Annotated in this window: 19 protein-coding genes; 3 read left to right on the plus strand and 16 right to left on the minus strand. The window is 63.1% G+C overall.

The window, feature by feature from the left end:
- Positions 1-147 precede the first annotated feature (147 nt).
- The 5 genes from ACFQX9_RS12275 to ACFQX9_RS12295 all read right to left on the minus strand — a co-directional run bounded on the left by ACFQX9_RS12275 (position 148) and on the right by ACFQX9_RS12295 (position 7,133).
- Complete coding sequence (locus ACFQX9_RS12275; protein WP_085350243.1) at positions 148-2,661, minus strand: M56 family metallopeptidase; 2,514 nt, start codon at positions 2,659-2,661, stop codon at positions 148-150.
- On the minus strand, positions 2,658-3,050 hold the full coding sequence (locus ACFQX9_RS12280; protein WP_018457458.1) for a BlaI/MecI/CopY family transcriptional regulator: 393 nt from the start codon (positions 3,048-3,050) through the stop codon (positions 2,658-2,660). The genes ACFQX9_RS12275 and ACFQX9_RS12280 overlap by 4 nt, the downstream gene beginning before the upstream one ends.
- Positions 3,051-3,313: 263 nt before the next feature.
- Positions 3,314-4,966, minus strand: coding sequence for an NAD-dependent malic enzyme (locus ACFQX9_RS12285; protein ID WP_085350244.1), 1,653 nt, complete (start codon positions 4,964-4,966; stop codon positions 3,314-3,316).
- Positions 4,967-5,278: 312 nt separating this feature from the next.
- Positions 5,279-6,274, minus strand: a complete 996-nt coding sequence (locus ACFQX9_RS12290) for a tripartite tricarboxylate transporter substrate-binding protein (protein ID WP_085350245.1) — start codon at positions 6,272-6,274, stop codon at positions 5,279-5,281.
- Between the two features lie 385 nt (positions 6,275-6,659).
- Complete coding sequence (locus tag ACFQX9_RS12295) at positions 6,660-7,133, minus strand: helix-turn-helix domain-containing protein (RefSeq protein ID WP_018454364.1); 474 nt, start codon at positions 7,131-7,133, stop codon at positions 6,660-6,662.
- A gap of 126 nt (positions 7,134-7,259) precedes the next feature.
- Between ACFQX9_RS12295 and ACFQX9_RS12300 the strand changes: the two genes are divergently transcribed.
- On the plus strand, positions 7,260-8,234 hold the full coding sequence (locus tag ACFQX9_RS12300; protein ID WP_018454363.1) for a zinc-dependent alcohol dehydrogenase family protein: 975 nt from the start codon (positions 7,260-7,262) through the stop codon (positions 8,232-8,234).
- Positions 8,235-8,340: 106 nt separating this feature from the next.
- Complete coding sequence (locus tag ACFQX9_RS12305; protein ID WP_018454362.1) at positions 8,341-9,060, plus strand: hypothetical protein; 720 nt, start codon at positions 8,341-8,343, stop codon at positions 9,058-9,060.
- Positions 9,061-9,394: 334 nt separating this feature from the next.
- On the opposite strand, the gene ACFQX9_RS12310 is transcribed toward ACFQX9_RS12305, so the two are convergent.
- The 9 genes from ACFQX9_RS12310 to ACFQX9_RS12350 form a co-directional block, all read right to left on the minus strand.
- Entirely contained in the window at positions 9,395-11,716 is a 2,322-nt protein-coding gene (locus ACFQX9_RS12310; RefSeq protein ID WP_247475465.1) for a mechanosensitive ion channel domain-containing protein, read from the minus strand.
- A gap of 1,050 nt (positions 11,717-12,766) precedes the next feature.
- Complete coding sequence (locus tag ACFQX9_RS12315; RefSeq protein WP_085385132.1) at positions 12,767-13,717, minus strand: polyphosphate kinase 2 family protein; 951 nt, start codon at positions 13,715-13,717, stop codon at positions 12,767-12,769.
- Positions 13,677-14,696 (minus strand): branched-chain amino acid ABC transporter permease, encoded by a 1,020-nt coding sequence (locus ACFQX9_RS12320; protein ID WP_085350250.1) that lies wholly within the window; start codon positions 14,694-14,696, stop codon positions 13,677-13,679. Before ACFQX9_RS12320 ends, ACFQX9_RS12315 begins: the two co-directional genes overlap by 41 nt.
- Positions 14,693-15,574, minus strand: a complete 882-nt coding sequence (locus ACFQX9_RS12325; protein WP_018454358.1) for a branched-chain amino acid ABC transporter permease — start codon at positions 15,572-15,574, stop codon at positions 14,693-14,695. The genes ACFQX9_RS12320 and ACFQX9_RS12325 overlap by 4 nt, the downstream gene beginning before the upstream one ends.
- A gap of 13 nt (positions 15,575-15,587) precedes the next feature.
- Positions 15,588-16,292, minus strand: a complete 705-nt coding sequence (locus tag ACFQX9_RS12330; RefSeq protein WP_085350252.1) for an ABC transporter ATP-binding protein — start codon at positions 16,290-16,292, stop codon at positions 15,588-15,590.
- A complete protein-coding gene (locus tag ACFQX9_RS12335) occupies positions 16,292-17,062 on the minus strand; it encodes an ABC transporter ATP-binding protein (protein ID WP_377788704.1) in 771 nt (256 codons plus the stop codon). The genes ACFQX9_RS12330 and ACFQX9_RS12335 overlap by 1 nt, the downstream gene beginning before the upstream one ends.
- 31 nt (positions 17,063-17,093) lie before the next feature.
- The gene (locus ACFQX9_RS12340) at positions 17,094-18,416 is read right to left on the minus strand and encodes an ABC transporter substrate-binding protein (protein ID WP_247475467.1); all 1,323 of its coding nucleotides are present in this window, start codon (positions 18,414-18,416) and stop codon (positions 17,094-17,096) included.
- A 95-nt stretch (positions 18,417-18,511) separates the two neighbouring features.
- Positions 18,512-19,216 (minus strand): hypothetical protein, encoded by a 705-nt coding sequence (locus ACFQX9_RS12345; RefSeq protein ID WP_018454354.1) that lies wholly within the window; start codon positions 19,214-19,216, stop codon positions 18,512-18,514.
- 29 nt (positions 19,217-19,245) lie between these two features.
- A complete protein-coding gene (locus ACFQX9_RS12350; protein ID WP_204512029.1) occupies positions 19,246-20,271 on the minus strand; it encodes an ABC transporter substrate-binding protein in 1,026 nt (341 codons plus the stop codon).
- A 138-nt stretch (positions 20,272-20,409) separates the two neighbouring features.
- Between ACFQX9_RS12350 and ACFQX9_RS12355 the strand changes: the two genes are divergently transcribed.
- Positions 20,410-20,859, plus strand: coding sequence for a cupin domain-containing protein (locus ACFQX9_RS12355; protein ID WP_085350257.1), 450 nt, complete (start codon positions 20,410-20,412; stop codon positions 20,857-20,859).
- Between the two features lie 45 nt (positions 20,860-20,904).
- Here ACFQX9_RS12355 and ACFQX9_RS12360 read toward each other — a convergent pair whose 3' ends face one another.
- Entirely contained in the window at positions 20,905-21,690 is a 786-nt protein-coding gene (locus ACFQX9_RS12360) for an ABC transporter permease (RefSeq protein ID WP_018454351.1), read from the minus strand.
- On the minus strand, positions 21,690-22,508 hold the full coding sequence (locus ACFQX9_RS12365) for an ABC transporter ATP-binding protein (protein ID WP_085395022.1): 819 nt from the start codon (positions 22,506-22,508) through the stop codon (positions 21,690-21,692). The genes ACFQX9_RS12360 and ACFQX9_RS12365 overlap by 1 nt, the downstream gene beginning before the upstream one ends.
- Positions 22,509-22,571 lie beyond the last annotated feature (63 nt).

Genomic DNA, 22,571 nt, shown 5'->3' on the forward strand with positions numbered 1-22,571 from the left:
CTGCCAGCGGCACGCCGCGCAAGGCTACGAACCGTAATGCTACATATCGTAGCATTTGCGGTGCCGGCCCGCAAGCAGAGATTGCGCTGTCCCGTCCGATATCGCGAGCCGCCCATCCGGCGTGACGGATGGGCGGCCGCAACGCTCCTAGAAATTCGGCCCGAGCGCGATCTTGGTGATCGTGCCGTTCCTGACGCCGATCCGCCATTCCGCCGAGCCGTTGGCGAACTGGGCGATGTAGATGTCGCTGTCGAGCGCGGTGACGCCGCGGAACGAGACCGCACGCAGCGCGCCGAGCTTCGCCAGGATCGCCTGGTCGAACGGAAGCTGCTGCCGCGTGATGTCGGCGACTTCCGACGTCATGTGCTCGTAGTCCGGCTGGCCCTTGCCGACATCAGCGATATAGCGGCGCAGCATATCCTCGCCATTGGCGATCGGAACGGCGCGACGGGCGGCGCGCCCCGGCTTCGCGCCCATGTTGGAAGCCTCGACATTGTGGAAGCGCGTCTGCCGACCCGGCATCAGCACCTCGAGGCACCGTCCGGACTTGTCGGCGATCACCCAGGGATTGTTCACCGTGGTCGTGGCCGCCCAGCTCATGTTGGGCCTGACCACGCTCTGGGCCTTGCGATTGCCGTCGGCATCGAGATTGAAGACGCGGATGTCCTCGCCCATCTCGTTGTAGACCATGATCCGGATCGGCGAAGTGCCGGCGCGGCCGCGCACATTCGCCTCCTCGGCGCACGTGACGATGCCGCCGAGCTCGTCATTGCCGTCGGCCCGGAAGATGACGTCGCCGGCCTTGCCGTCTGGCTCGAGCAGCAGGCGGAATTCCGCCGTGCCGTTCTCGAATTTCGCACCATAGATGTCGTAGCCGCCCGGTCCGACGCCGCGGAAGAACAGCGACTCCACCGGACCGAGGGCGACGAAGGTCGCGTGCAACTCGTCGACCTGGCGGTGGACCTTGGCGGCGAGCGGTGCGCTCATCCGGTCGTAGTTCGGCGTGCCGCTGCGCAGATCCTCGATCCCGCGCAGGATCATCTCCTTGCCGCCGGCGACCGGGACCTGCTCGCGGAAACGATCGGGGACTTCCGCAACGCGACGCGCGAAGTCGGCCTCGATCGCCTGCGCCGCGGCCGCATCGATCCGCGGTGCGAGGCGGGCGCCGAACACCGCGTTCTGGACCAGCACGCGCGAGACCCTGGCCTGCTCGTCGCGCAGGAAAACCAGCAGATTGTCGCCACGGATCGAGAAGGCGTCGGCCCCCTCAGCGAGGAGCGCAGCCCGGCCCTGTACGGTTTCCTGCACCTGGAGCCGATCCCCGTCGCGGTCCACCGTGAGCACGCGGTTCGGTGCGATCCTGTACCAGCCCACATATTGATCGAGTGATCCGGAATCGGTGGCCGCCGTCGGCATCTCGGCAACGCGAAGTGCGCGGATGTCGCGTCCATTCATGCGCAGCATCAGCTCGGCGGAGCGGCGCTCCGCATCGAGCGGGAACGTGATCTCACCGGACGAGGGGTAGGATGCGATGCCGTCAGTGCCGACCGTCAGGCGCAATTTGCGCTGCCCGGTGAGCTGGCCGTAGACCTCGTCGCCGTCGCGGAAGATCGCGAACACCGAGGTCGGACCCATGGCGTAGAAATTGACGAAGGGGCGGTAATGCTGGGCCGGCACCTCTCCACTATCCGCGGCGAGCGGCGCAGGCTCCGGCGTGCGATAGGCGATCATGCCGGCGGACACGATCACGGCCGGGACGATCGCAGCCGCGATCCACGCCCGCTTGCGCCAGCCGACCGCGACGGGCATCGCGGCGGCCGCGATGATGCGCTCGACGCGGGCGCGCACGGTCGAGGCCCGCGCCATCGCGAGCTCGACCGGCCGCGGGTTTACCGTGCTTGCAAAATCAAGCAGGATTTCCGCATAGGACAGCCGGTCGTCGATCACCTCGATGGCCTCGGCGTCGCTGATGATCTCGGCAAGTTCGGCCAGACGCGCGAGCTGCCACCACGAGAACGGGCTGAACCAGAACACCGCGCGATTGAGGGAGGCGAGCAGGAGTATATAGAAATCGCGGTTGGCGACATGCGCGCCCTCATGCGCGAGCACCGCGAGGCGCTTCTTGGCATCCCAGCCGGAAAATTGCGGCGGCACCAGAATGGTCGAGCCAAACGTGACGGGACCGCCGACGTCGCGGCTGACGCGCACATCGGCGTCGACCATGCGCGGACCGTTGATCGGCCTTGCCGCGCGCGCGAGGCGCCAGGTCAGACAGAGGCCGATGGCCAGCCGCAGCAGCAACAGGCTGGCGACGCCGGCATGGATGACGGTAGCGATCAGCCACCAATTGATTGAGACGCCGCTCTTCGACGGCGGAATCGCCGCGCCGGGCGTCATCGGCTGCATGGGCTGCGGCATCTCGAACGTCGAGATATCAGCCGGCATGACATCAGCCGGCACCGATACCGGCGATGGCAGCCGGGTGATCGTGACCGTCGGCCAATGCATCACGAACGGCATCGCCAGCGACGCCAGCAGCACGACGACCCACGCCGTCATGTGGACGTGCGGATTGCGCACGCGAAACAGGTTGAGGCCGAACCAGACGACGCCTCCCAGCACAAGGGAGCGCAGCGCCGCCTCCGCCAGAGTTGCGATCATTCTTTCTTCACTCCCCTCGCCTTCTTCGCCTTGGCCACCTGGTCGGCCAGTGTGCGCAACTGCTGCTGATCGAGCATCGCATTGTCGACCATGCCGACGAGGACCTCCTCCATCGAGCCGTTGCAGAACCAGTCGACGATGCGCTGCACCGCCTTGGCCGCAACCCGCGCGCGCTCTTCGGCTGCGTGGTAGACATAGGTGCGTCCGTCCACCGTGTGCCGAGCATAGCCCTTTTCTTCCAGCCGGCGCAGCACCGTGCGGACTGTCGATTCCTTCAGCCGACGCGACAGCTTCTCGCGCACAATTTCGGCCGTCACAGGACCATGGGCCCAAACCAGTTGCATGACCTCGTGCTCGAGGTCGCCCAGTTCGGGCAAACGATCGTCCATGGCGGCTTACCTTGATTTCGAATTTCTTGTAACGCTACAGAGCGTCGCATATACGGCCGCGCCGCGCAACCGGGTTTCTACCTGAAATGGTATCGCTGTGCTGACCTAACGTGGCTTGCTTCAAGCGGTCGTCGGGCCCGGGCTTGTCCCGGGCATCCACGTTCTTCGTACCATCCGGCGAGGCGTGGATGGCCGGGACATAGGCGAGCGGAAGCGACGCCGTCCTTCGGACGGCTATGCCCGGCCATGACGAGGCGGAGACCTCAGTACTGCGGCTCGTACATCTGGGACTGAACCAGTCCCTTCACGTCGTTCGGCGCGGGTCCGTCCGCGAGCCCGCGCTGAAAGGCGACATCGGCGACGGCGGCGGCGATACGCACCGAGACTTCGCGGATGCGTGGCAGCGCCGGGTAGAGGCTGCCTTGCGCGAGATCGTCCTTGCCGACGCAATCGGCGAGCGTATGGGCGGCCGCCATGAACATCTCGTCCGTGACCAGCCGCGAGCGGCTGGCGATGACGCCGAGGCCGACGCCCGGGAAGATGTAGGAGTTGTTGCCCTGGCGCGGCACGAAGGTTCGGCCGTTGAGCTTGACGGGGTCATACGGACTGCCGCAGGCAAACAGCGCGCGGCCTCCGGTGTAGCGGTAGGCGTCCTCCGCCGAACATTCGGCCTTCGAAGTCGGATTGGAGAGCGCGAACACGATCGGCTGCTCGTTGAACTCGGCCATCGCCTTGAGCACGTCGGGCGTGAAGGCGCCACCGACCGCGGCAACACCGATGATGGCGGTCGGCTTCAGCGTCCTGATCGCGGTGAGGAAATCGGCGATCGGCGCCTGACCGGCATGGGCATAACGGAGCTTGTGACCGGACAGGCCTTGGCGGGCGCCAACGACGAGGCCGCGGGAATCCACCAGCCAGTTGCGCCGAAGCGCCTCGGCTTCAGAGGCACCTTCCGCCATCATCGCGGACGTCACGAGATCGGCGATGCCGGTCGCGGCCTCGCCGGCGCCGAGGAACAGGATGCGCTGGTCCTTCAGCTTGCCGCCGTTGACGCGCAGCGCCGAAAACAGGCCGGCGAGCGCCACCGCAGCCGTGCCCTGGATGTCGTCGTTGAAGACGCAGGCCTCATCGCGGTATTTGTGCAGCAGCTTGAACGCCGAGTGGTTGGCGAAATCCTCGAACTGGATCAGCACACCCGGAAAGGTCTTTCGCGCGGCGACCATGAACTCGTCGACGAAGCTGTCATAGGCCTCGCCCGTGAGCCGCCGCTCGCGCAGGCCGAGATAATACGGGTCCTTCAGGAGCTCTTCGTTGTTGGTGCCGACGTCGAGCACGATCGGCAGGCACGTTTCGGGATGCACGCCGGCGCACGCGGAATAGAGCGAGAGCTTTCCGACCGGAATGCCCATTCCGTTGGCGCCGAGATCGCCGAGGCCGAGGATGCGCTCGCCATCGGTGACGACGATCAGCTTGGCCGGATAGGGCCAGTTCTTCAGGATCTCGGCGATCTGGCCGCGATCGCGCGAGGAGATGAACATGCCGCGTGGCCGCTGGAAAATCAGGCCGTATTTCTGGCAGGCGAGCCCGACCGTCGGCGTGTAGATGATCGGTTGAATCTCGTCGATATTGTCGACGACGACGCGGAAGAACAGCGCCTCGTTGCGGTCGTGCAAGGCATTCAGCGCGACATATTTCTCGAGATCGGTCGGCAGCGTGCGCAGATTGACCAGCACGCGCTCGACCTGGGTCTCCATCGTCAGCACGCAAGGCGGCAGCAGGCCGCGCAGGCCGAGATCGTCGCGCTCCTGCGCGGAGAAGGCGGTGCCCTTGTTGAGCAGGGGATCGCGCAGCAGCGCCATGCCGTGCACGGAATCGGACGATGTCGAATGGGCGCTGACCCGAGCAGGTCTATTCACGAATTCCCCCAGGGAGTTTCTTATTGAAGGGCGAGCATTGTCGGCCAGCACTCACCTGAGATCAAGGACGCAGAAAACTGCGGCAAGCATTGTGATCCCGCACCGCAGCGAGGTTTTGGTGACAGACCGGTGTCGTGCGCACGAAAAGGTTAACGCCGCGAGGCTGTCGTTCTCCTCATGGTGAGGAGCGCGGAACGCGCGTCTCCGGACGATGCTTTGCATCGCCGGGCGAACCACGCAGGCCCTGCTCTCGCTTGCGGCGCATCCTTCGAGACACCCGCTCCGCGGGCTCCTCAGGATGAGGCAGTGGTATTATTCCGCCTTGATGTCGGCGGCCTTCACGATCGGCCACCATTTCTCGGTCTCGGCCTTCTGGAAGGCTCCGAGCGCTGCGGGCGTCTGCTGATCGGGCGGAGGAATCTCCTGCCCCAATTCGCCAAACCGCTGCTTGACGGTGGGATCGGCAAGCACGGTGACGATGGCCGCGTTGAGCTTTGTGACGATCTCCTTCGGCGTGTTCTTCGGTGCCCAGATGCCGTGCCAGTAGGAGATGTAGAGACCGGGCAACCCCGCCTCGTCGACCGTCGGGATATCGGGCGCGGAGGCGAGCCGCGTCGGCGACGTCACCGCGAACGCCTTGATCGCACCGTTCTTGTAGTGCGGCAGCGAGTTCGAGGCCTGATCGAACATGATGTCGATCTGCCCGGCCACGAGGTCGATCATGGCGGGCCCCGCGCCGCGATACGGCACGAACTGGAAGTCGGTGCCGGTCCTCTCCTTGAAGAAGACACCGGCGACGTGGGCCCCCGTGCCGGCGCCGGCCGTGCCGGCAGTCACCTTGCCGGGGTTGGCCTTCAGCCACGCGATCATCTCTTTCAGAGTGTTGGCTTCGAGCGTCTTCCGGCCGACGATGAGCTGCGTGCCCATCGCGATCGTCGCGACCGGCTCGAAATCGGCGATCACGTCGTATGGCAGCTTGAAGATCGCGCCGTTGAGCACATGCGTGCCCCAATGGCCGATCGTGATCGTGGTGCCATCAGGCGTTGCGCGCGCGACGCGGGCGCCGGCGATGCTGCCGGAGGCGCCGGCGATGTTCTCCACCACGATCGACGTGTGCAATTCAGCGGCGATGCGTTCGGACAGGATGCGCGCCAGCGTATCGGTCGGACCGCCCGCCGCGAACGGCACCACGAGGGTGATCGGCCGCGACGGAAACGGCTGGGCGCTTAGCGGCGCGATCAACCCATAGGCGATCAGCCCAGCAATGACGATCGCATGATTATGCAATCCGGCCCACAGCCCCCGCATCAGTCTCCCCCCACGCTTTTTGTCGCCCGCATGTTGTCAGCAGGCTGGAGCCGGAGTGAACGCTGCGGCGCGGGCCGAGGCAAGCTGAAAATGATGTCGGACAGCTTAGGACATGTACTCATAAACTCGCGCTGCACTTCGTCTGAGGTCCACTCTGCCTCCGATACCGGCCGCGTTGGCGCACCTCACCCTAGGTCCGAGTTGGGCCATGTGTGGAAATCGCGTGGGGCCCGCTCAGCTGGCGTTAGTGCTTCATTGGCGCGTGTCCGACCGATGATCCGCAGGCTCGGCAAATCGCACGATGGGACCCCGCCTGCTCAATCGCTCAAGAACTTCTTTCTTACTTTCAGCAAGCCGATCAACATTATTGACCACAAACGTGTGATTACCTCCGCACTACTGGTCGCACCCGCTCCACTGGGACATGGTCGCCGTTTTTGCTGACGACCTTCAGAAACACTTCTTCCCGAGTCGCTTTGTCGATCATGCGGGCAGATCCTTTGCCGAGATGCTCATCTCCCCATTGGCTCAATGCCATCAGCACAGGCAATAGCTTGATGCCGGCTTTGGTGGGTTCGTATTGATAGCGCTTTCGCGCCCCCGGCTCCTTGTAAGGAGTTTTTTCAAAGATTCCGTACTCAACAAGTTTTTCCAGGCGCTCAGACAGCACCGCTCTTGGTATGCCCAAAAACGTTTGAAAGTCCTGGAAGCGGCGAACCCCCCATGAGGCCTCGCGCAAGATCAACAAGGTCCAGGTTTCACCAACAATCTCGAGCGTTCGCTTGATGGAGCAGTTGTTTTTTAGCTCCAACATCAAGCGAAGATCCAGCTCGGGCGAATGCGCTTTTTCTGAGTTCATTTTTCATACACAGGTTGACGTTAATGACAGTTCGTTATATGAACTTAGCATGGTTTGGCGTCGAGCGGTCAGGGAACCGTAAGATTACTTGGCGGAATGAGCCATACAGCTCTCGCGGAGGGGACAATGAAGTTTCTGCAAATGTCTAAGTTTGGCAAACCCACCGAGGTGGTTGAAGTTGTCGAAAGCGATCCACCCCCACCGCCGGCAGCAAATGAAGCCACGGTCGCGGTCGAATACTCAGCGATCGGACTTGCTGAACTTCTGATGATCCGTGGCATGTATGCGATCAGGCCGCAGCCGCCCGCGCCGCTCGGGAACGAAGCTATTGGCCGCGTTGTCGCCGTAGGAGCCTCGGTTAAAAATGTAAGGACTGGCGATCGTGTCGCCATTCCGATCGGGCTTCCCGTGTGGAGACAGGCCATCACGGTGCCGGCCACCGATCTCATCGTCTTGTCTGAGCAAGCCGATCCCCAACAGATGTCAATGCTTCGGATCAATCCGCTCACAGCGGCATTGCTCCTAACCGAGTATGTCGAACTCGGCAAGGACGACTGGGTCATCCAGAACGCCGGCAATTCCGGTGTGGGACGCAGCGTCATTGCGTTTGCAAAGGAGTTCGGACTGCGCTCGGTAAGCCTCGTGCGCAGACCCGAGCTGGTGGATGAGCTGAAGTCAGCCGGAGCTGACGTCGTCCTTGTCGATGGACCCGACGTTGTGAAGCAGGTCGCAGCGGCGACCGGCAAGGCTAAAATCAAGCTGGGCATCGACGGCGTGGGTGGCGAGTCCTCGCACTCGGTAGCGTCTTGCCTCGCGTCGAACACCAAGATGGTCGTCTATGGCGGCGTCAGCGGAAAGCCCGCGGCCATGAGTCCTCTGAACATCATTTTCAAGCAGATGACCCTGGAAGGGTTTTGGCTGGGATTTCCGCGCTTTCGAGATGCACACGAAAAGCTTGCGGCTCATACGCGGACAGCCGAGCGACTGATCGCCGAAGGCAAACTGCACGTTCCGGTCGCCGGCGTTTATTCGCTCGAGCAGGCAACTCAGGCCATGGCGCATGCGCAAAAAGGCGGGAAAGTCCTTCTGAAACCCAACTAATGGATGATCAACGGTCAGGCGCCCTGAATTCTAAGCGCCTGAAACCGCAGCTAGTGCGATATCGAAAGCGATGGCCCTAATTCCAATAGGGCGAACCGGAGGACACATGACTGCTCTTTTAGATCTGGTGCTTGAGTCTCACGGAACTCTTGAACGATGGCGAAAATTCAACGCGATCGACGTGAACCTCTCGATGCATGGTTCGCACTGGACTAGAAAGGGATGGGATGGTGTCTTCGAAAATGTTCAATTGAAGGCGCAAACGAAAGAACAGCGAACTTGCTTTACGCACTTTACCGAAGAAGGCGTGCAAAGCATCTACGAACCGGATCGTGTTCGGCTAGAGACAATCGACGGGAAGCTTATCGAGGAGCGCGTACATCCAAGAAATGCGTTTGAAGGACATACTCTTCAGACGACGTGGGATAGGCTGCATCTGGCTTACTTTACCGGGTATGCACTTTGGAATTATCTGAATACTCCATTTATGTTTGTCACTGAGAGTGCCAAAGCGGAAGAGATAGACCCGGCGACCGACCAAGGCACGGTACGCCGGCGGCTCAAGATCACTTTTCCCGAGAAGGTTGGAACTCACTGTCCGGACCAGATATTCCACGTCGATGAAAACGGGCTCATCGCTCGTTTGGATTATACCACACTCGTGGCAGGTGGTGCTCCAGCCGCGCACTACATGTCCGAGTACAAGAACATTCAAGGGATTATGATGCCAACCAAACGGCGCGCGTTCAGGAGAAACCCGGACGGAAGTATAAATACCGAATCTGTCCTCGTCGGTATCGATATCTCTGCAATTGCTTTGACTTAAAAAAGCATTCAGACGGCAGGAAGCACGCAAGCAAATGGGTACCCCCCGACTGCCCCATGGCGCGCGCCGTGGGTGTCATCGGCGATTGGGGTAGACACAATCGACTTGAGGAGCGCGTACATCCAAGAAAAACGTTTGAAGGACACGCGCGAGTACGTTCATGGCGTGGACACAAACGAACTTAAGGGCAAGGCGGGGCCAAAAGGCGCCACCTCCTCTGTTCTGAGTTATCGTTGGCATGCCGACTTCCGGTTTGGATCACGAGCCGCCGATCACACGTAAGGTCGGACACTTCCGCTTTCGATTGGCAAGCCGACGTTTATGGACAGACTCTCTAGCCGACCGCTCGCCTTGGCGTCAGATGAGCGGCGCCATCAGCCGGCGGCGCGATGTGCATCAGGATGGTCTGGGTGGCGGATGCGACCTCGATGCCGTTGTGCTGGAAACGCTGCTTCATGCGGCGGTTGAATTCGCGCTGCACCGGCCAGCGGCCGGCCTCGGTGCAGCGGATCTGGCCGACGATCGACACCATGGCGCCGTCGACCTTGTCGATGCCCCAGAGCTCGAGATCGCCGCGGATCAGACTGCGGAATTCCACCTCGCGGCGCATCTCGTCGACGATGTCCTTGAGGATCTGGCCGGCGCGGTCGGTATCCTCCTTGTAGGCGACGTTGACGCTGACGGACGCATTGCCGGCGCCGCGGCTGGCATTGGTGATAGTCGTGACCGCGCTGAACGGCACGATGTGCACGGCACCGTCGCCGGCACGAAGCCTGATCGTGCGGATCGAGACGTTCTCGACCACGCCCGATAGCCCGGACACGCTGACGCTGTCGCCGACCTGGACGGTGTTCTCCAGCAGCAGGAACAGGCCGGTGATGAGATCCTGCACCAGCTTCTGCGAGCCGAAGCCGATGGCGATGCCGACGATGCCGGCGCCCGCCAGCAGCGGCGCGACGTTGACGCCGATCTCGCTGAGCGCCGTGAGCCCGACGACAGTGGCGATCACGCACAGCAAGGCCGTGCGCAGCATCGGCTGAAAGGTCCGCAGCCGCGCGGCCCGGGCATAGTGCCCATCGCGCGACAGCGTATTGATCTGGCGGTCCAGCAGCGCGTTGCTGGCTTCCCAGATCGCAGCTGCGATGAACACGGCAAGTCCGATCGTCACCACCGCCGAGATCAGCCGGCTGCCGATCTGGCCCCCATAAAACCATACGATGGCGTCGACGCCCCAGACTTCGAGCACGGCCACCAGGCCGATGAAGGCGATCACGCCGGATACGATCTTGCGCAGCAGCGGCAGGTAGCGGTTGGCGCGGATCTCGAGGCCCGGAAAGCGCTGGAGGATCTCGGGCTTGATGCGGAAGCCGCGGTCGATCAGGCCCAGCGTCAGCATGATGGCGACACGCGTGATCAGCGCCACCGCGATGGTGCCGACGAAATATTGCAGCAGCAACGAATAGCCGTTGCGAATGTTCAGCGCCCACACGGCCCACAGCGCAAGGTCGAGCGCGATGGCGAGATAGTGCCAGCCGCCCGCGATGCGGTTGCGCAGTCGCGCCGCGATCCCCTGCCGGTCGGCCGGCGCGCGGATCGCTTCGGCGACCTGGCGGCGGCATTGCAGGATGATGACGACGATGAAGAGATGCACGACCAGCATCACCATGCGCAGGAGCGCGGCGTAGCCGCCGCGATGCAGGCCGAGCAGCAGCGCCACATTCGCAAAGGCGATGCCGGAGACGCCGACACCGACGATACGGCGCGCCCAGATCTCGATATAGGCGGCGGTTTCGGCCTTGACCGGAAACAAGCCGAACGGTCCCGCCAGCACACGGACCACACAGATGAGCCCGCGCGAGAACGCATAGGCGTTGACGACGGCGAGGATCACGAGACGGACGGTGGTGGGCCCGCCGATCTCGGTGCCGAGCAGCGCCGTGGCGACGCCGACAAAGACCAACACGGGTAGCAGCTCGAGCAGGAAGCGTCCCAGCACGAGCGGCAGCCGCAGCATGATTTGCCAGGCCCGCGCCAGGCTGTGGCGGCGCATGTGCAGTTCGGGCGCCGGGGTGACATCGGCCACGGATGACGGCGGATCGGCAATGGGCAACACCTGCACCGGCAGACGCGCCGTTTGCGGCATGCGCCCTTCCAGGAACACGACGGGGCGGCGGATCAGACGGAAGATCACCCATTCGGCGCAGAAGGCGCAGCCGAACACCAGCGCAAGCTTCCAGGCGATCTCGATCAGGAGATTGTAGGCCGCGGGATCGTTCGCGGTCCGCACGATCCAGTAATAGAACGCCGGGAAGTGCGTGAGCGTCCTGGCCATATCGGCGACGTCTCGCGAAATCTCGCCGATTTCCTCGGACACGGTGAGCATGAGCTGCGCACCGAGGCCGTCGGCCGCGAGCGGGATCGGCGATTTTGGCTCGGGCGCGGGCTGCTGTGCACCGGACGCATTGGCGATCGCGCGCAGCGTGTCGATCATCTGCGCGCGCTTCTTGTCGTCCTGCAGCGTTTCCAGCGCGCGCTTGGCCTCATCGGGCGACAACGCGGCAGCGCTACTCGTCGGCGGCGCGGCGCGGGCGCAGGAGAGAGATGAGATCGCGATCAAGAGCGCGGCGAGAAGCGCGGAGGCAAGCTTATGCGACACGAGGGACCCCTGGGAAAATGAATGCGACGGCGACGTCGGGCCCGTCACCGCCGAAGCACATGCATCATGTCGGATCGACGCTATTCGCCCGGGCGCTGTGTCGGAAGTTGGCCAATGAGGCGACATTCTCTTGGCATTTGCCGCGGTGCAGGAAACGGGAACCGCGGTCTCAAGGCAGGACGTGCAGCGATCGGAATGCAGGCACGCGGCTGGAAGCTCAACCGCGGCCATTCTTCGAGACGCCCGCCTGCGGCGAGCCCTCAGGATGAGGGATGAATATGCGGCAACATTTCAACGCAGATGGATGCAGCTGAGCCTCATCCTGAGGAGCCGCAGAACGCGGCGTCTCGAAGGACGAGGCGCTCGCTCAGGCGCCGCTGAGACGTCATATGCGACAGCCCTGATATGCGACAGCCCTCCGTCATTCCGGGAGTCGGCCCGGAATGACGGCCGTGAGGAGGAGGAAGAGAGAAGCACGATGTCAAAAGCACGGCGGCCGCGTCACGGCCCTCCGACGTGGATCGGTGTGCAATCGATGTGATGCACAATACAGCGCCGGGCAGGTAGGGGCTATGCCACACTGATGCAGCCCTCTAAACCTTGGCCCGGCGTGCCGTTCGCGGTTTTCTGCCGCTATGCGATAGTCCGAACGAGCTCCATCGCACTTAACGCGGCTGGATCTGCGGAGGTGGTGTCATAGACCTCCCCTTGCTCTTGATGTGGACGTTGCGCGTCGCTTGTTTGCGACCATTGAGATGGTCCTCCCGTGACGCAGAACTGTCAAGCAAGATCAACGGCGCGCAAATCACATTTGAGGGCGCGTTCCATCTGACTGCGACGGATTCGCTTGCAGCGAAATGCGAGAAGTGGGCGAATTGCGAGGCCGCCCTTCCCGCCAATGTAGAACGCTTCTGCTACCGGTGGACGCGAGTACTGAGGAATTTGGGGATGATCACATCATGCCCCTGTTTTGCCCGACGAGTCAAACGATTTCGTTAAATCCGCAAGCGCTCGCGCTGACCTTCAAGTCATTGATTTCGTTATCCCCGGCTACTGTGCATGGGGTTGTTTTCGCGTTTTTTGTTTCTTGCCCGCCTTCTCCTCCTTCTCCAGCGCCTTGCGCACCTCGTCGAATTCACCCGCCGAGGCCTTGTCGGCGCGAGGGAAGCGCAGATCGAGCTTTTCGAGCGCCGCGACGATGGCCGACCCGATCACGACGCGCGCGAACCATTTGTGGTCGGCCGGCACGACATACCACGGCGCATGAGGCGTTGCCGTGTGCCGGACGATGTCCTGATAGACCGCCTGGTAGCGCGGCCACAGCGCGCGCTCCTTGATGTCGTCCATGGAGAACTTCCACTGCTTGGACGGATCCTCCAGCCGGTCGAGGAAGCGCTCGCGCTGCTCGTCTTTGGACAGGTTGAGGAAGAACTTCAGCACCACGGTGCCGTTGCGCGCGAGATAGCGCTCCCACGCACAGATGTCTTCGAACCGCTCCTTCCAGATGTTCTTGGTGACGAGCATTGACGGCAGCTTCTCCTTGGCGAGGACCTCCGGATGCACGCGCGTCACCAGGCATTCTTCGTAATGGGAGCGGTTGAAGATGCCGATATGCCCGCGCTCCGGCAGCGCGACCACGTGGCGCCAGAGGAAATCGTGATCGAGCTCCTTGCTGCTCGGCGCCTTGAAGGCACTGACTTCGCAGCCCTGCGGATTGATGCCCTCGAAGATCGCCTTGATCGCAGAATCCTTGCCGCCGGCGTCCATCGCCTGGAACACGATCAGTACCGACCAGCGGTCCTGGGCGTAGAGCTTCTCCTGAAACGCGATCAGCCGCTTCATGTTGGCATTGAGAATCTCCTGGGCCTTCTCCTTGTCGAGGTCGCCCTTCTCGTTGGTCTTGTGATCCTTGAGATGAAACTTGCCCGAACCATCGTAGCGGAATGGCGTAATGTAACGGTCAAGCTCCTGGGCGAGCGATTTGGACGACTTCTTGCTCATGAGCGCGGGACACCTTGCGTTGCGGCTTCAATCGGTCGAGCAAGCTACCAAGGATACCCTTCGGAAGGAATATGATGAAAAGCACCAGCAGCACTCCGTAGACGAGATTGTCCCAGCCGACCGCCTTGGTGCCGAAGCCGATGCGCAGGGTCTCGGCCAGCATAATCGTGATGATAGCGCCGAAGGTCGGGCCGAGCGAGACGAACAGGCCGCCGACGATGGCCGCGAACACCATCTGGAGCGACACCGCGATGCCGCTGACGGTATCGGGCGTGATGAACATCTGGTACTGGCAGTAGAGCGCGCCGGCCAATGCCGTCATCAGCGCGCTGAGCAGCGTGATCTTCAGCTTCTCCGCGGTGACGTCGACGCCGGCGGCGGCCGCGGCGTCCTCGTCCTCCGAGATCGCCTCCAGCGCATAGCGGGCCATGCTGCGGTCGACCCAGTGCCAGACCACGATGCCGAAAAGCCAGACCCCGAGCGCGATCAGGTACCAGGTGATCTTGTCGTCGAATTGCAGCGACCAGAGCTTGTTGCCCGCGGCCCGGTTGGGCGTGTAGCCGAGCGAGCCGCCGGTGTAGTCGCGCGTCGCCGTGATGACCTGGAGCACGATGCCTGAGAGCGCGAGCGTCACCAGCACGAAATAGTGCCCGGTGATGCGGAAGCGAAAACAGGGATAGCCGACGATCAGCGCCAGCGCGCCGGCCGCGACCATGCCGATGGGGATGCCGATCCAGGGCGACCAGCCCAGGTGATTCCAGAGTAGTGCGGTGACATAGGCGCCGATCCCCATGAACCCGCCATGGCCGAGCGAGACGAGGCCGAACCGCCCCATCATCGACCAGGACGTATAGGCGAACGACCAGATCAGGATCAGCACCAGGATGTGCAGATGATAGGGATCGCGATAGACGAAAGGCAGCGCGACCAGCGCCGCCAATCCGATCCCCCAAGCTGCAAGCCGTCTCCGCCCCATCATCGGCGCCTCGCGAGCAGGCCCGCGGGCCGGATGAACATCATGACGATGAAGAACGCGAAGGCGAGCACATAGCCCCATTCGAGATCGGAGAACAGGCCGCCGAGCGAGATGATCTCGGCGAACACGAAGGCGGCGATGAAGCCGCCGATGAAATTGCCGAGGCCCCCGAGCACGCAGATCAGGAAGGTGATCGGCCCGAATGACAGGCCGACGAAGGGATGCACGTCATATTGCAGAACCAGCAGGCAGGCTGCGAGCCCGGCCAGCCCCCCGCCGATCGCAGAGGTAATGAGATAGATCCGCTTCGTGTCGACGCCCATCAGCGCCATGATCTGCCGGTCCTGCGAGATCGCGCGGATCGCGGTGCCGGTGAAGGTCCGTGTCATGAACAGATAGACCGCGACCATGCCGACCAGCGCAGCCAGGAAGGACAGAAGTCGTGCGTAGCTGAAATTCATGTCGCCGAAGGCGAGCACCGGCAGGCGGATGCCGAGGTTGCGGAAGTCGATGCCGAAGGCGACGGTGGCAAAGCTCTGCAGCACGAACAGCACCCCGCCGGTCGCCAGCAACTGGTTGATCGGCGGCGCGGTGAGGAGCGGCGCGATCACGAGGTAATGTAGCGCCGCGCCGAGCACCGCGACCAGCAGGATGGTGAGCGGCGCGGCGACGAAATAGCTGATGCCGTAATACTGCACCAGGAAGTACATGGCGTACATGCCGATCATCACCAGCTCTGCGTAGCAGATCCAGGTCACGTCGATGACGCCGAAGATCAAATTGAGCCCGAGCGCGAGCAACGCCAGCACGCCGCCGAGCAGGATGCCGTTGATCACGGCCTCCAGCAGGTAGATGTCGAAAATGTCCAGAAATGCTTGCATGCCTGCATGAACCTCACACCCCGAGATACGCTTCCTTGACCGTGTCGCTCGCCAGCATCTCGGCCGAGGTGCCTGAGGACCTGATCGTACCCGCCTCGATCAGATAGGCGCGATCGACCACTTTCAGCACCTGCTGCACATTCTGCTCGACGATCAGCACGGTCAGCCCGCTGGCGCGGATCCGCTTCACCAGCTCGAACACCTGCTGCACCACGACCGGCGCGAGCCCCGCCGACGGCTCGTCGAGCAGCAGCAGCTTTGGATTCGACATCAGCGCGCGGCCGATCGCGCACATCTGCTGCTCGCCGCCGGACATGGTGCCCGCCATCTGGTGGCGGCGCTCCTTCAGGCGCGGAAACAGCTCGAACACCACGTCCAGCCGCTCGGCATAGTGGCCGCGCGCCTCCTGCATGAAGGCACCCATCTTGAGATTGTCGTCGACCGAGAGCTGCGGAAACAGCCGCCGGTTCTCCGGCACATGCGCGATCCCGAGGCTGACGATCTTGTGCGGCGGCGTGGCCACGACGTCGACGGCTTCCATTCTGATCGAGCCACGCGAGGGGCGGATCAGCCCGGAGATGACGCGCATCAATGTGGTCTTGCCCGCGCCGTTCGGCCCGATGACGCCGACGGCCTCACCCGCCCTCACGTCGAGATTGACGTCGAACAGTGCCTGGAAGGTACCATAGCCGGCATTGACGCCGCGGAGCTCCAACATCACTGCACCCCCGCGCGGCGGCGCGCTGCGGCGGCCGCAGCCTGCGTGGTCTCGGCATCGGTGCCGAGATAGACCTCGATGACACGGGGATCGCCGGCAACGGCACTCGGCAAACCTTCCGAGATCTTCTCGCCGTGATCGAGCACCATGACGCGATCGACGACGCGCATCAGCACGCCCATGATGTGCTCGACCCAGATGATGGTAATGCCGAGCTCGTCGCGGATGTTGCGGAGCATGTTAGCCGCCTGCCCCATCTCGGCCTCGTCGAGGCCGCCGAGGCTCTCATCGGCCAGCAGAAGTTTTGGCGCGGTGGCGAGCGCTTTCGCCAGTTCGAGCTTTTTCAGGCCGGCTGCGCCGAGGCCGTCGACGCTGGCATGCCGATCGGTCGGCAAGCCGACCATCGCCAACGATCTTTCGGCCGCCTCCTCGGCCCTGGCACGGCTGTGGCGGCCCTGGCCGTAGAATCCGGCGAGCGCGACGTTCTCGAAGATCGTCAGGCGGCGGAATGGCCGCGGGATCTGGAAGGTGCGACCGATGCCGCTGTTGATGATCCGGTGCGGCGGAAGGCCCGCGATCTCGGAGCCGTTGAACAGGATCGAACCGGACGTCGGCGCCAGCGTGCCCGAGAGCATATTGAAGATCGTGCTCTTGCCCGAACCGTTGGGGCCGATCAGGCCGAGGATCTCGCCCTGGTCGACTTTGAACGACACATTGTTGACGGCGGTGAAGCCACCAAACCGCTTCACCAGCCCGCTGACTTCCAGCACCGTCCCGCTCTCCTCTCTGCGCGCCCTGGCGCTACTGGTTGCTGTAGGTGGTGCCCTTCGGCAGCGGCAGCACGGCCTCGCGCTGCGCCTGACTCTTGGGCCACACCACGGAGGATTTGTCGTCGATATACTGGATCACGACCGGGAATGAGCGCTCGTTCTGCCCGGCCATCGGCGTGCCCTCGCCGTAAAACTTGACGCCGAATCCGAGCATGGTGCCTCCTTCGGGAATATCGGTGTCGAGCGCAGCCTTGCGCAGCGCATCCGGATCGACCCCGCCATACTTCTTGATCGCGCGCGGCAGCACGTCGTTCATGAACACATACGTGTTGGACGCACCGATGCCGACATGCGCCGAGCGGATGGCGACCCCGGGCCGGATTTTGTCGAACTCCTCGCCGACCATCTTGATCACCGGCGGGAGCTTGGGATCCATGGTCTTCTGGTTGGCAAGCCAGATCGAAATCGGGTCGGTGTTGAAGATGTAGGTGGCATCCACCCCCATGCCTTCCTTCAGCTTCTCATAGACGCCGTAACCCGCGCCGTGCCCCATCAGCGCGCCGAACTTCAGCCCCTGCTCGCGCGCCTGACGCAGCAACAGCGTGATATCGGGGTTGTAGCCGGTGTGGAAAATGACGTCGGGCTTGGCGCGCTTCAGCTTGGTCACCAGCGCGGAGAGGTCAGGCGCGGTGGCCGAGTAGCCTTCCTTCATCACGACGTTGAATCCCGCCTTCTTCGCGCCGGCCTCGTTGCCCCTGGACACGTCGACGCCATAGGCGCCGTCTTCGTGAATGATGGCGACGCGCAGATCCTTCGGCTCCTTGTCGAACTTCGCCTTGGCGTTCTGCGCGATGAAATCCATCGTCATCATGCCGAACTGGTCGCCGCTCGCCTGCGGGCGGAAGACATATTTGTAACCCTTCTCGTTGAACACGGCCGACGAGATGCAGGTCGTCATCCACATGAACTTCTTGAGCTGCTCGACGCGGGCGGCCACCGGCACGCATTGCGCCGAGGAGAAGAAGCCGAGCACCATGTCGACCTTTTCCTGCTCGAGCAGGCGGACGGATTCGTTGATCGCGATGTCGGGCTTGCTTTGCGCGTCGGCATAGACCGCTTCGATCTTGTAACCCTCGACGCCGGTCCTGGCGAAATGGTCGAGGATGATCTTTGCGCCGATATAGCCGAGCTCAGAGCCGCCGCCGGCGAGAGGCCCGGTCAAATCGAAAACGACGCCGATCTTGATCTTCTTCTCTTTGCCTTGATCCTGAGCCTGGGCGGACGCCGCCAAGCCCGTCGCTGATATCGCGACCAACAGCCCACGTACCAAACGGGCAGCCATGCGCACGCGCATCAAAACCTCCCTGGACGATTGTGCATTGCATTCTTTTTGGTTTTATATTTTCGCCCATCACATGGGCTGAGCGCAGCGATGTCAAGCCTCGCGCATCAGCGCAACGCGAACTGCTGCTCGACGAAGGCCGTGACAAATCGCGGCATGGACGGCGTGAGATCGCTCACCCCGCGCACGAGATGAATGGCCGAGAGCTCTGGCTCGGCCTCGTCCGCCAGATTGGCTTCGATCCGCGCACGCGCCACATCACCCGGCATGTCCAGGTTGACGATTTGCAACATCGCAATCGTCGGGCCGGTGACGACGCAGTGCCAGTCCGGCTCGACCCGATAGTCGGCGGCGGTCAGGCCGGTCTCTTCCTCGAGTTCGCGGATCACGCTGCCGGGAATGTCCAGCGTGTGGCCCCTGACGTCTTCGAGATCGGGCGTACCGGACGGGAAATAAATCCGGCCCGCATTGGCGGTGTGCTGCGCCATCTCACCCATGACGAAGGCGCCGTCGGAGGCGCGCAACGCGCCCATGCCAAAACCGTTGAACACGGCCTTGTCGGGAAAACCCCAATCGCGCCAGGCGAGGAAGCTCGCGAAATCGGTCTCGAAATAGGTCGCAGAAAGATGCCCGTCGGCGAACGTTGCATCACGCCCGAGCAGGACGCGACCGTTCCAGATCTTTGGCCGCTCGCGCTGCTTCTCGGCGAAATGCGTGGCGATCTCGGCGCGCCGCTCCTCCGCGAACGCCCAGACGATCGGCCGCACGGCAAGTTCAAGCGTCGTGACGCGATGAATGATTGGTGACGTCATGACGCCTGATGACCACGCCTTCGCGTCAGTTATTTGACGCTTCCCGTGGTCTTCTTGGCCTGCTCGACATACTTGTTGGTGAAGGTCTTGCTGACGTCGATCTTGGCGTTGGCGACCTCGGGCGATCCAACGCTGAACACCGCGAGCACGGCGTCGGCGCCCTTCGGGTCCATCTTGCCGGTCTCGGAGAACATTGGGATCGTGTTCTTCAGTGCCGCGAGATAGAGGTCCTTGTTCTTGCCGACCGTCTCCTCTGGCATCTTCGCCATGATCTCCTCGGGCGAGTGCGAGTGGATCCAGGCGAGCGTGCCCAGGATCGCGTTGGTCAGCGCCTGCGTCTCCTTCTCGTGGCCGGCAACCCAGGCCGCGGTCGAGTACAGCGCGCCGCCGGGATATTCGCCCCCGAACGTCTCAAGTGTATCCTTTTGCGTGCGGGTGTCCGAGAGGATGCGCAGATCCTTGTGGCTGCCCTGGAGCACGGTCACGGAGGGATCGAGCATCACGGCCGCGTCGATCTGGCCCTGCTCCATGGCGGCGACCGCAGTGGCGCCGAGGCCGACGCCGATCACGGCGGTGCTGGCGGGATCGACGCCGTTCTTCTTGAGCATATATTTGAGGAAGAAGTCGGTGGAGGAGCCGGGCGCGCTGACGCCGACCTTCTTGCCGGCGAGGTCCTTGATCGACTTGATCTCGTTGGTGTGCGACGGCGAAACCACCAGCACGAGGCCGGGATAGCGGTCATAGACCACGAACGCCTGAAGCTCCTGCTTCTTGGCCGCGAGGTTGACGCAATGGTCGAAATAGCCGGAGACCACGTCGGCGCTGCCGCCGAGCACGGCCTTGAGCGCGTCCGAGCCGCCCTTGAGGTCCACGAGCTCGACATTGAGGCCGGCCTTGTCGTATTCGCCGAGCTGTTTTGCCAGCACTGTCGGCAAATAGCACAGGCAAGAGCCGCCGCCGATCGCAATGGTGACCTTGCTTTGCGCCGCGGCAAGACCGGTGGTGAGCGTCAGCGCGAGCAGCGCGCCCGCGAGCCTGGCTATCGTGTTCTTCATTGGTTTCCTCCGTTCGGCTGGCGGCACCATAAAGCAGCCGGGCTGGCTTGAGAAGCAGGACCGAAGGCGCTGGCCATCGGCCTTTCGGCGCAATAGCATGAAGCCCACAAGAACAATTCTTGATGGGGAGGATCATCCATGAATCGCCTTGCAATCGGACTGTCGATCGCCACCGCTTTTGCCGCCGGATGCGGCGCAACCCACCTGCTGCGGCCGGCGCTGGCCGCGGAGAACATCACTCCGCAGATCATCCACACCGGCGAGATGGAGGGCGACGCGCTGGGGAACGCCAACGCCGTCGGCTACCGCTCCAAGACGTTCGCAAGCGCCGATGGCGCCACCATCTCGATCCAGGTCGGCAATGTGCCCAAGCACATGCATCCCAACACCAACGAGATCCAGTACATTTTAGAGGGCACCGGCACGATCTGGTTCGGTGACAAGGAAGTCACGGTGAAGCCGGGCGACCTCGTCATCATCCCGAAGGGGACGCCGCATGGCGGCACCAAGCCGATCAGCGGACAGGTCAAGGCGATCGCGATCAAGACGCCGCCGCAGGCCCCCGATGACACCAAGCTGCTGGATTGAGCTTTCGCGATCCGGGGCTCGCGCGGTGCGCGGGCCCCTCGCGGCTTAGCCACGCCCGTCCACGGTCGGGCGCCAGACCAGCAGTCTCCGCTCCACCAATGTCACGCCAAAATCGATCAGGATGACGAAGGCCGACAGCACGAACATGCCGGCGAAGACGCCGGCGACGTCGAATATGCCCTCGGCCTGCTGAATGAGGTAGCCGAGCCCCGCCGCCGATCCCAGATACTCGCCGACGACGGCACCGACCACGGCAAAACCGACCGACGTGTGCAGCGAGGAGAACATCCACGACAGCGCCGAAGGCCAATAGACGTGCTGCATCAGCTGCCGCTCGCTCATGCCGAGCATGCGGCCGTTGTCCAGCACGGTGCGGCTGACCTCCTTGACGCCCTGATAGACGTTGAAGAACACGATGAAGAACACCAGCGTCACGCCGAGCGCGACCTTGGACCAGATGCCCAGCCCAAGCCACAGCGCGAAGATCGGCGCCAGCACCACACGCGGCAGAGCGTTGACCATCTTGACGTAGGGATCGAACACCGCGGCGACCAGCGGCTGGCGCGCGAACCAGAAGCCGATCAGCACACCGCCGGCCGATCCGATCACGAAGGCCAGGATCGATTCCGTCAGCGTGATGCCGAGATGCTTCCAGATCACACCGGACGAGAACCATTTGACGATCTGGGCGAAGACATCGACCGGATTGGAGAAGAAGAACGGCGGCAGCAGGATCTTGCCGAACACGGGCACGGTCGACAGCAATTGCCACAGCGCGAGGCAGACCACCGCGACCAGCACTTGCAGCGTAAGCAGGGTGACGCGCGACATCAGACCGCCTCCGCCGCTTGCGTGGACTGCGCATAGCCCTTCATGACCTCGTCCTTGAGCACGCTCCAGATCTCGCGATGAAGCGCATGGAATTCCTTGTCCAGCCGCACTTCGAAAATGTCGCGCGGGCGCGGCAGGCTCACGCGCCAGTCGCCGATGATGCGGGAGGACGGCCCCGCCGACATGATCACGACGCGGTCGGCGAGCGCGATCGCCTCTTCCAGATCATGGGTGACGAACAGCACGGCCTTGCGGTCAGCGTTCCAGAGGTCGAGCAACAGGTTGCCCATCACCTGCCGGGTCTGTGCATCCAGCGGCCCGAACGGCTCGTCCATCAGCAGGATCTTTGGATCGCGGATCAGCACCTGCGCCAGCGCCACGCGCTTGCGCTGGCCGCCCGAGAGCATGTGCGGATAGCGGTTGGCGAAGGCGCCCAAACCGACCGAGGTCAGCCATGTCTGCGCCCGCGGCAGTGCCTCGCTGCGCGGCGTGCCGCTGACCTCGAGCCCGATCGCGACGTTGTCGAGCGCGGTCTTCCAGGGGAACAGCGCATCGGCCTGGAACAGGTAGCCGGCGTCCCGGTTCAGCCCGGCAAGTGGCTGGTCGAATATCCTGACGCTCCCGGCAGCCGGCTTCAGCAGCCCGGCCGCGACGTTGAGCAGCGTCGATTTCCCGCAGCCGGTCGGGCCGACGATGGCGACGAACTCGCCCTGCGCCACCGTCAGATGCGCCTTCTCCACCGCCGTATAGACCCGGCCATCGCCCAACTGGAACGCGACCTTGGCATCTTCCAGCGCCACTGCCGTAGGCGTTATCATATGCTTCCTCCGAACTTGGCCCGATGCCTTAGCCGCTCGCGCGACCAAGTTCAATCAAGCCGC

This window comes from Bradyrhizobium sp. GCM10028915, assembly GCF_042666195.1.
In the GTDB taxonomy this organism is placed as follows: domain Bacteria; phylum Pseudomonadota; class Alphaproteobacteria; order Rhizobiales; family Xanthobacteraceae; genus Bradyrhizobium; species Bradyrhizobium canariense_D.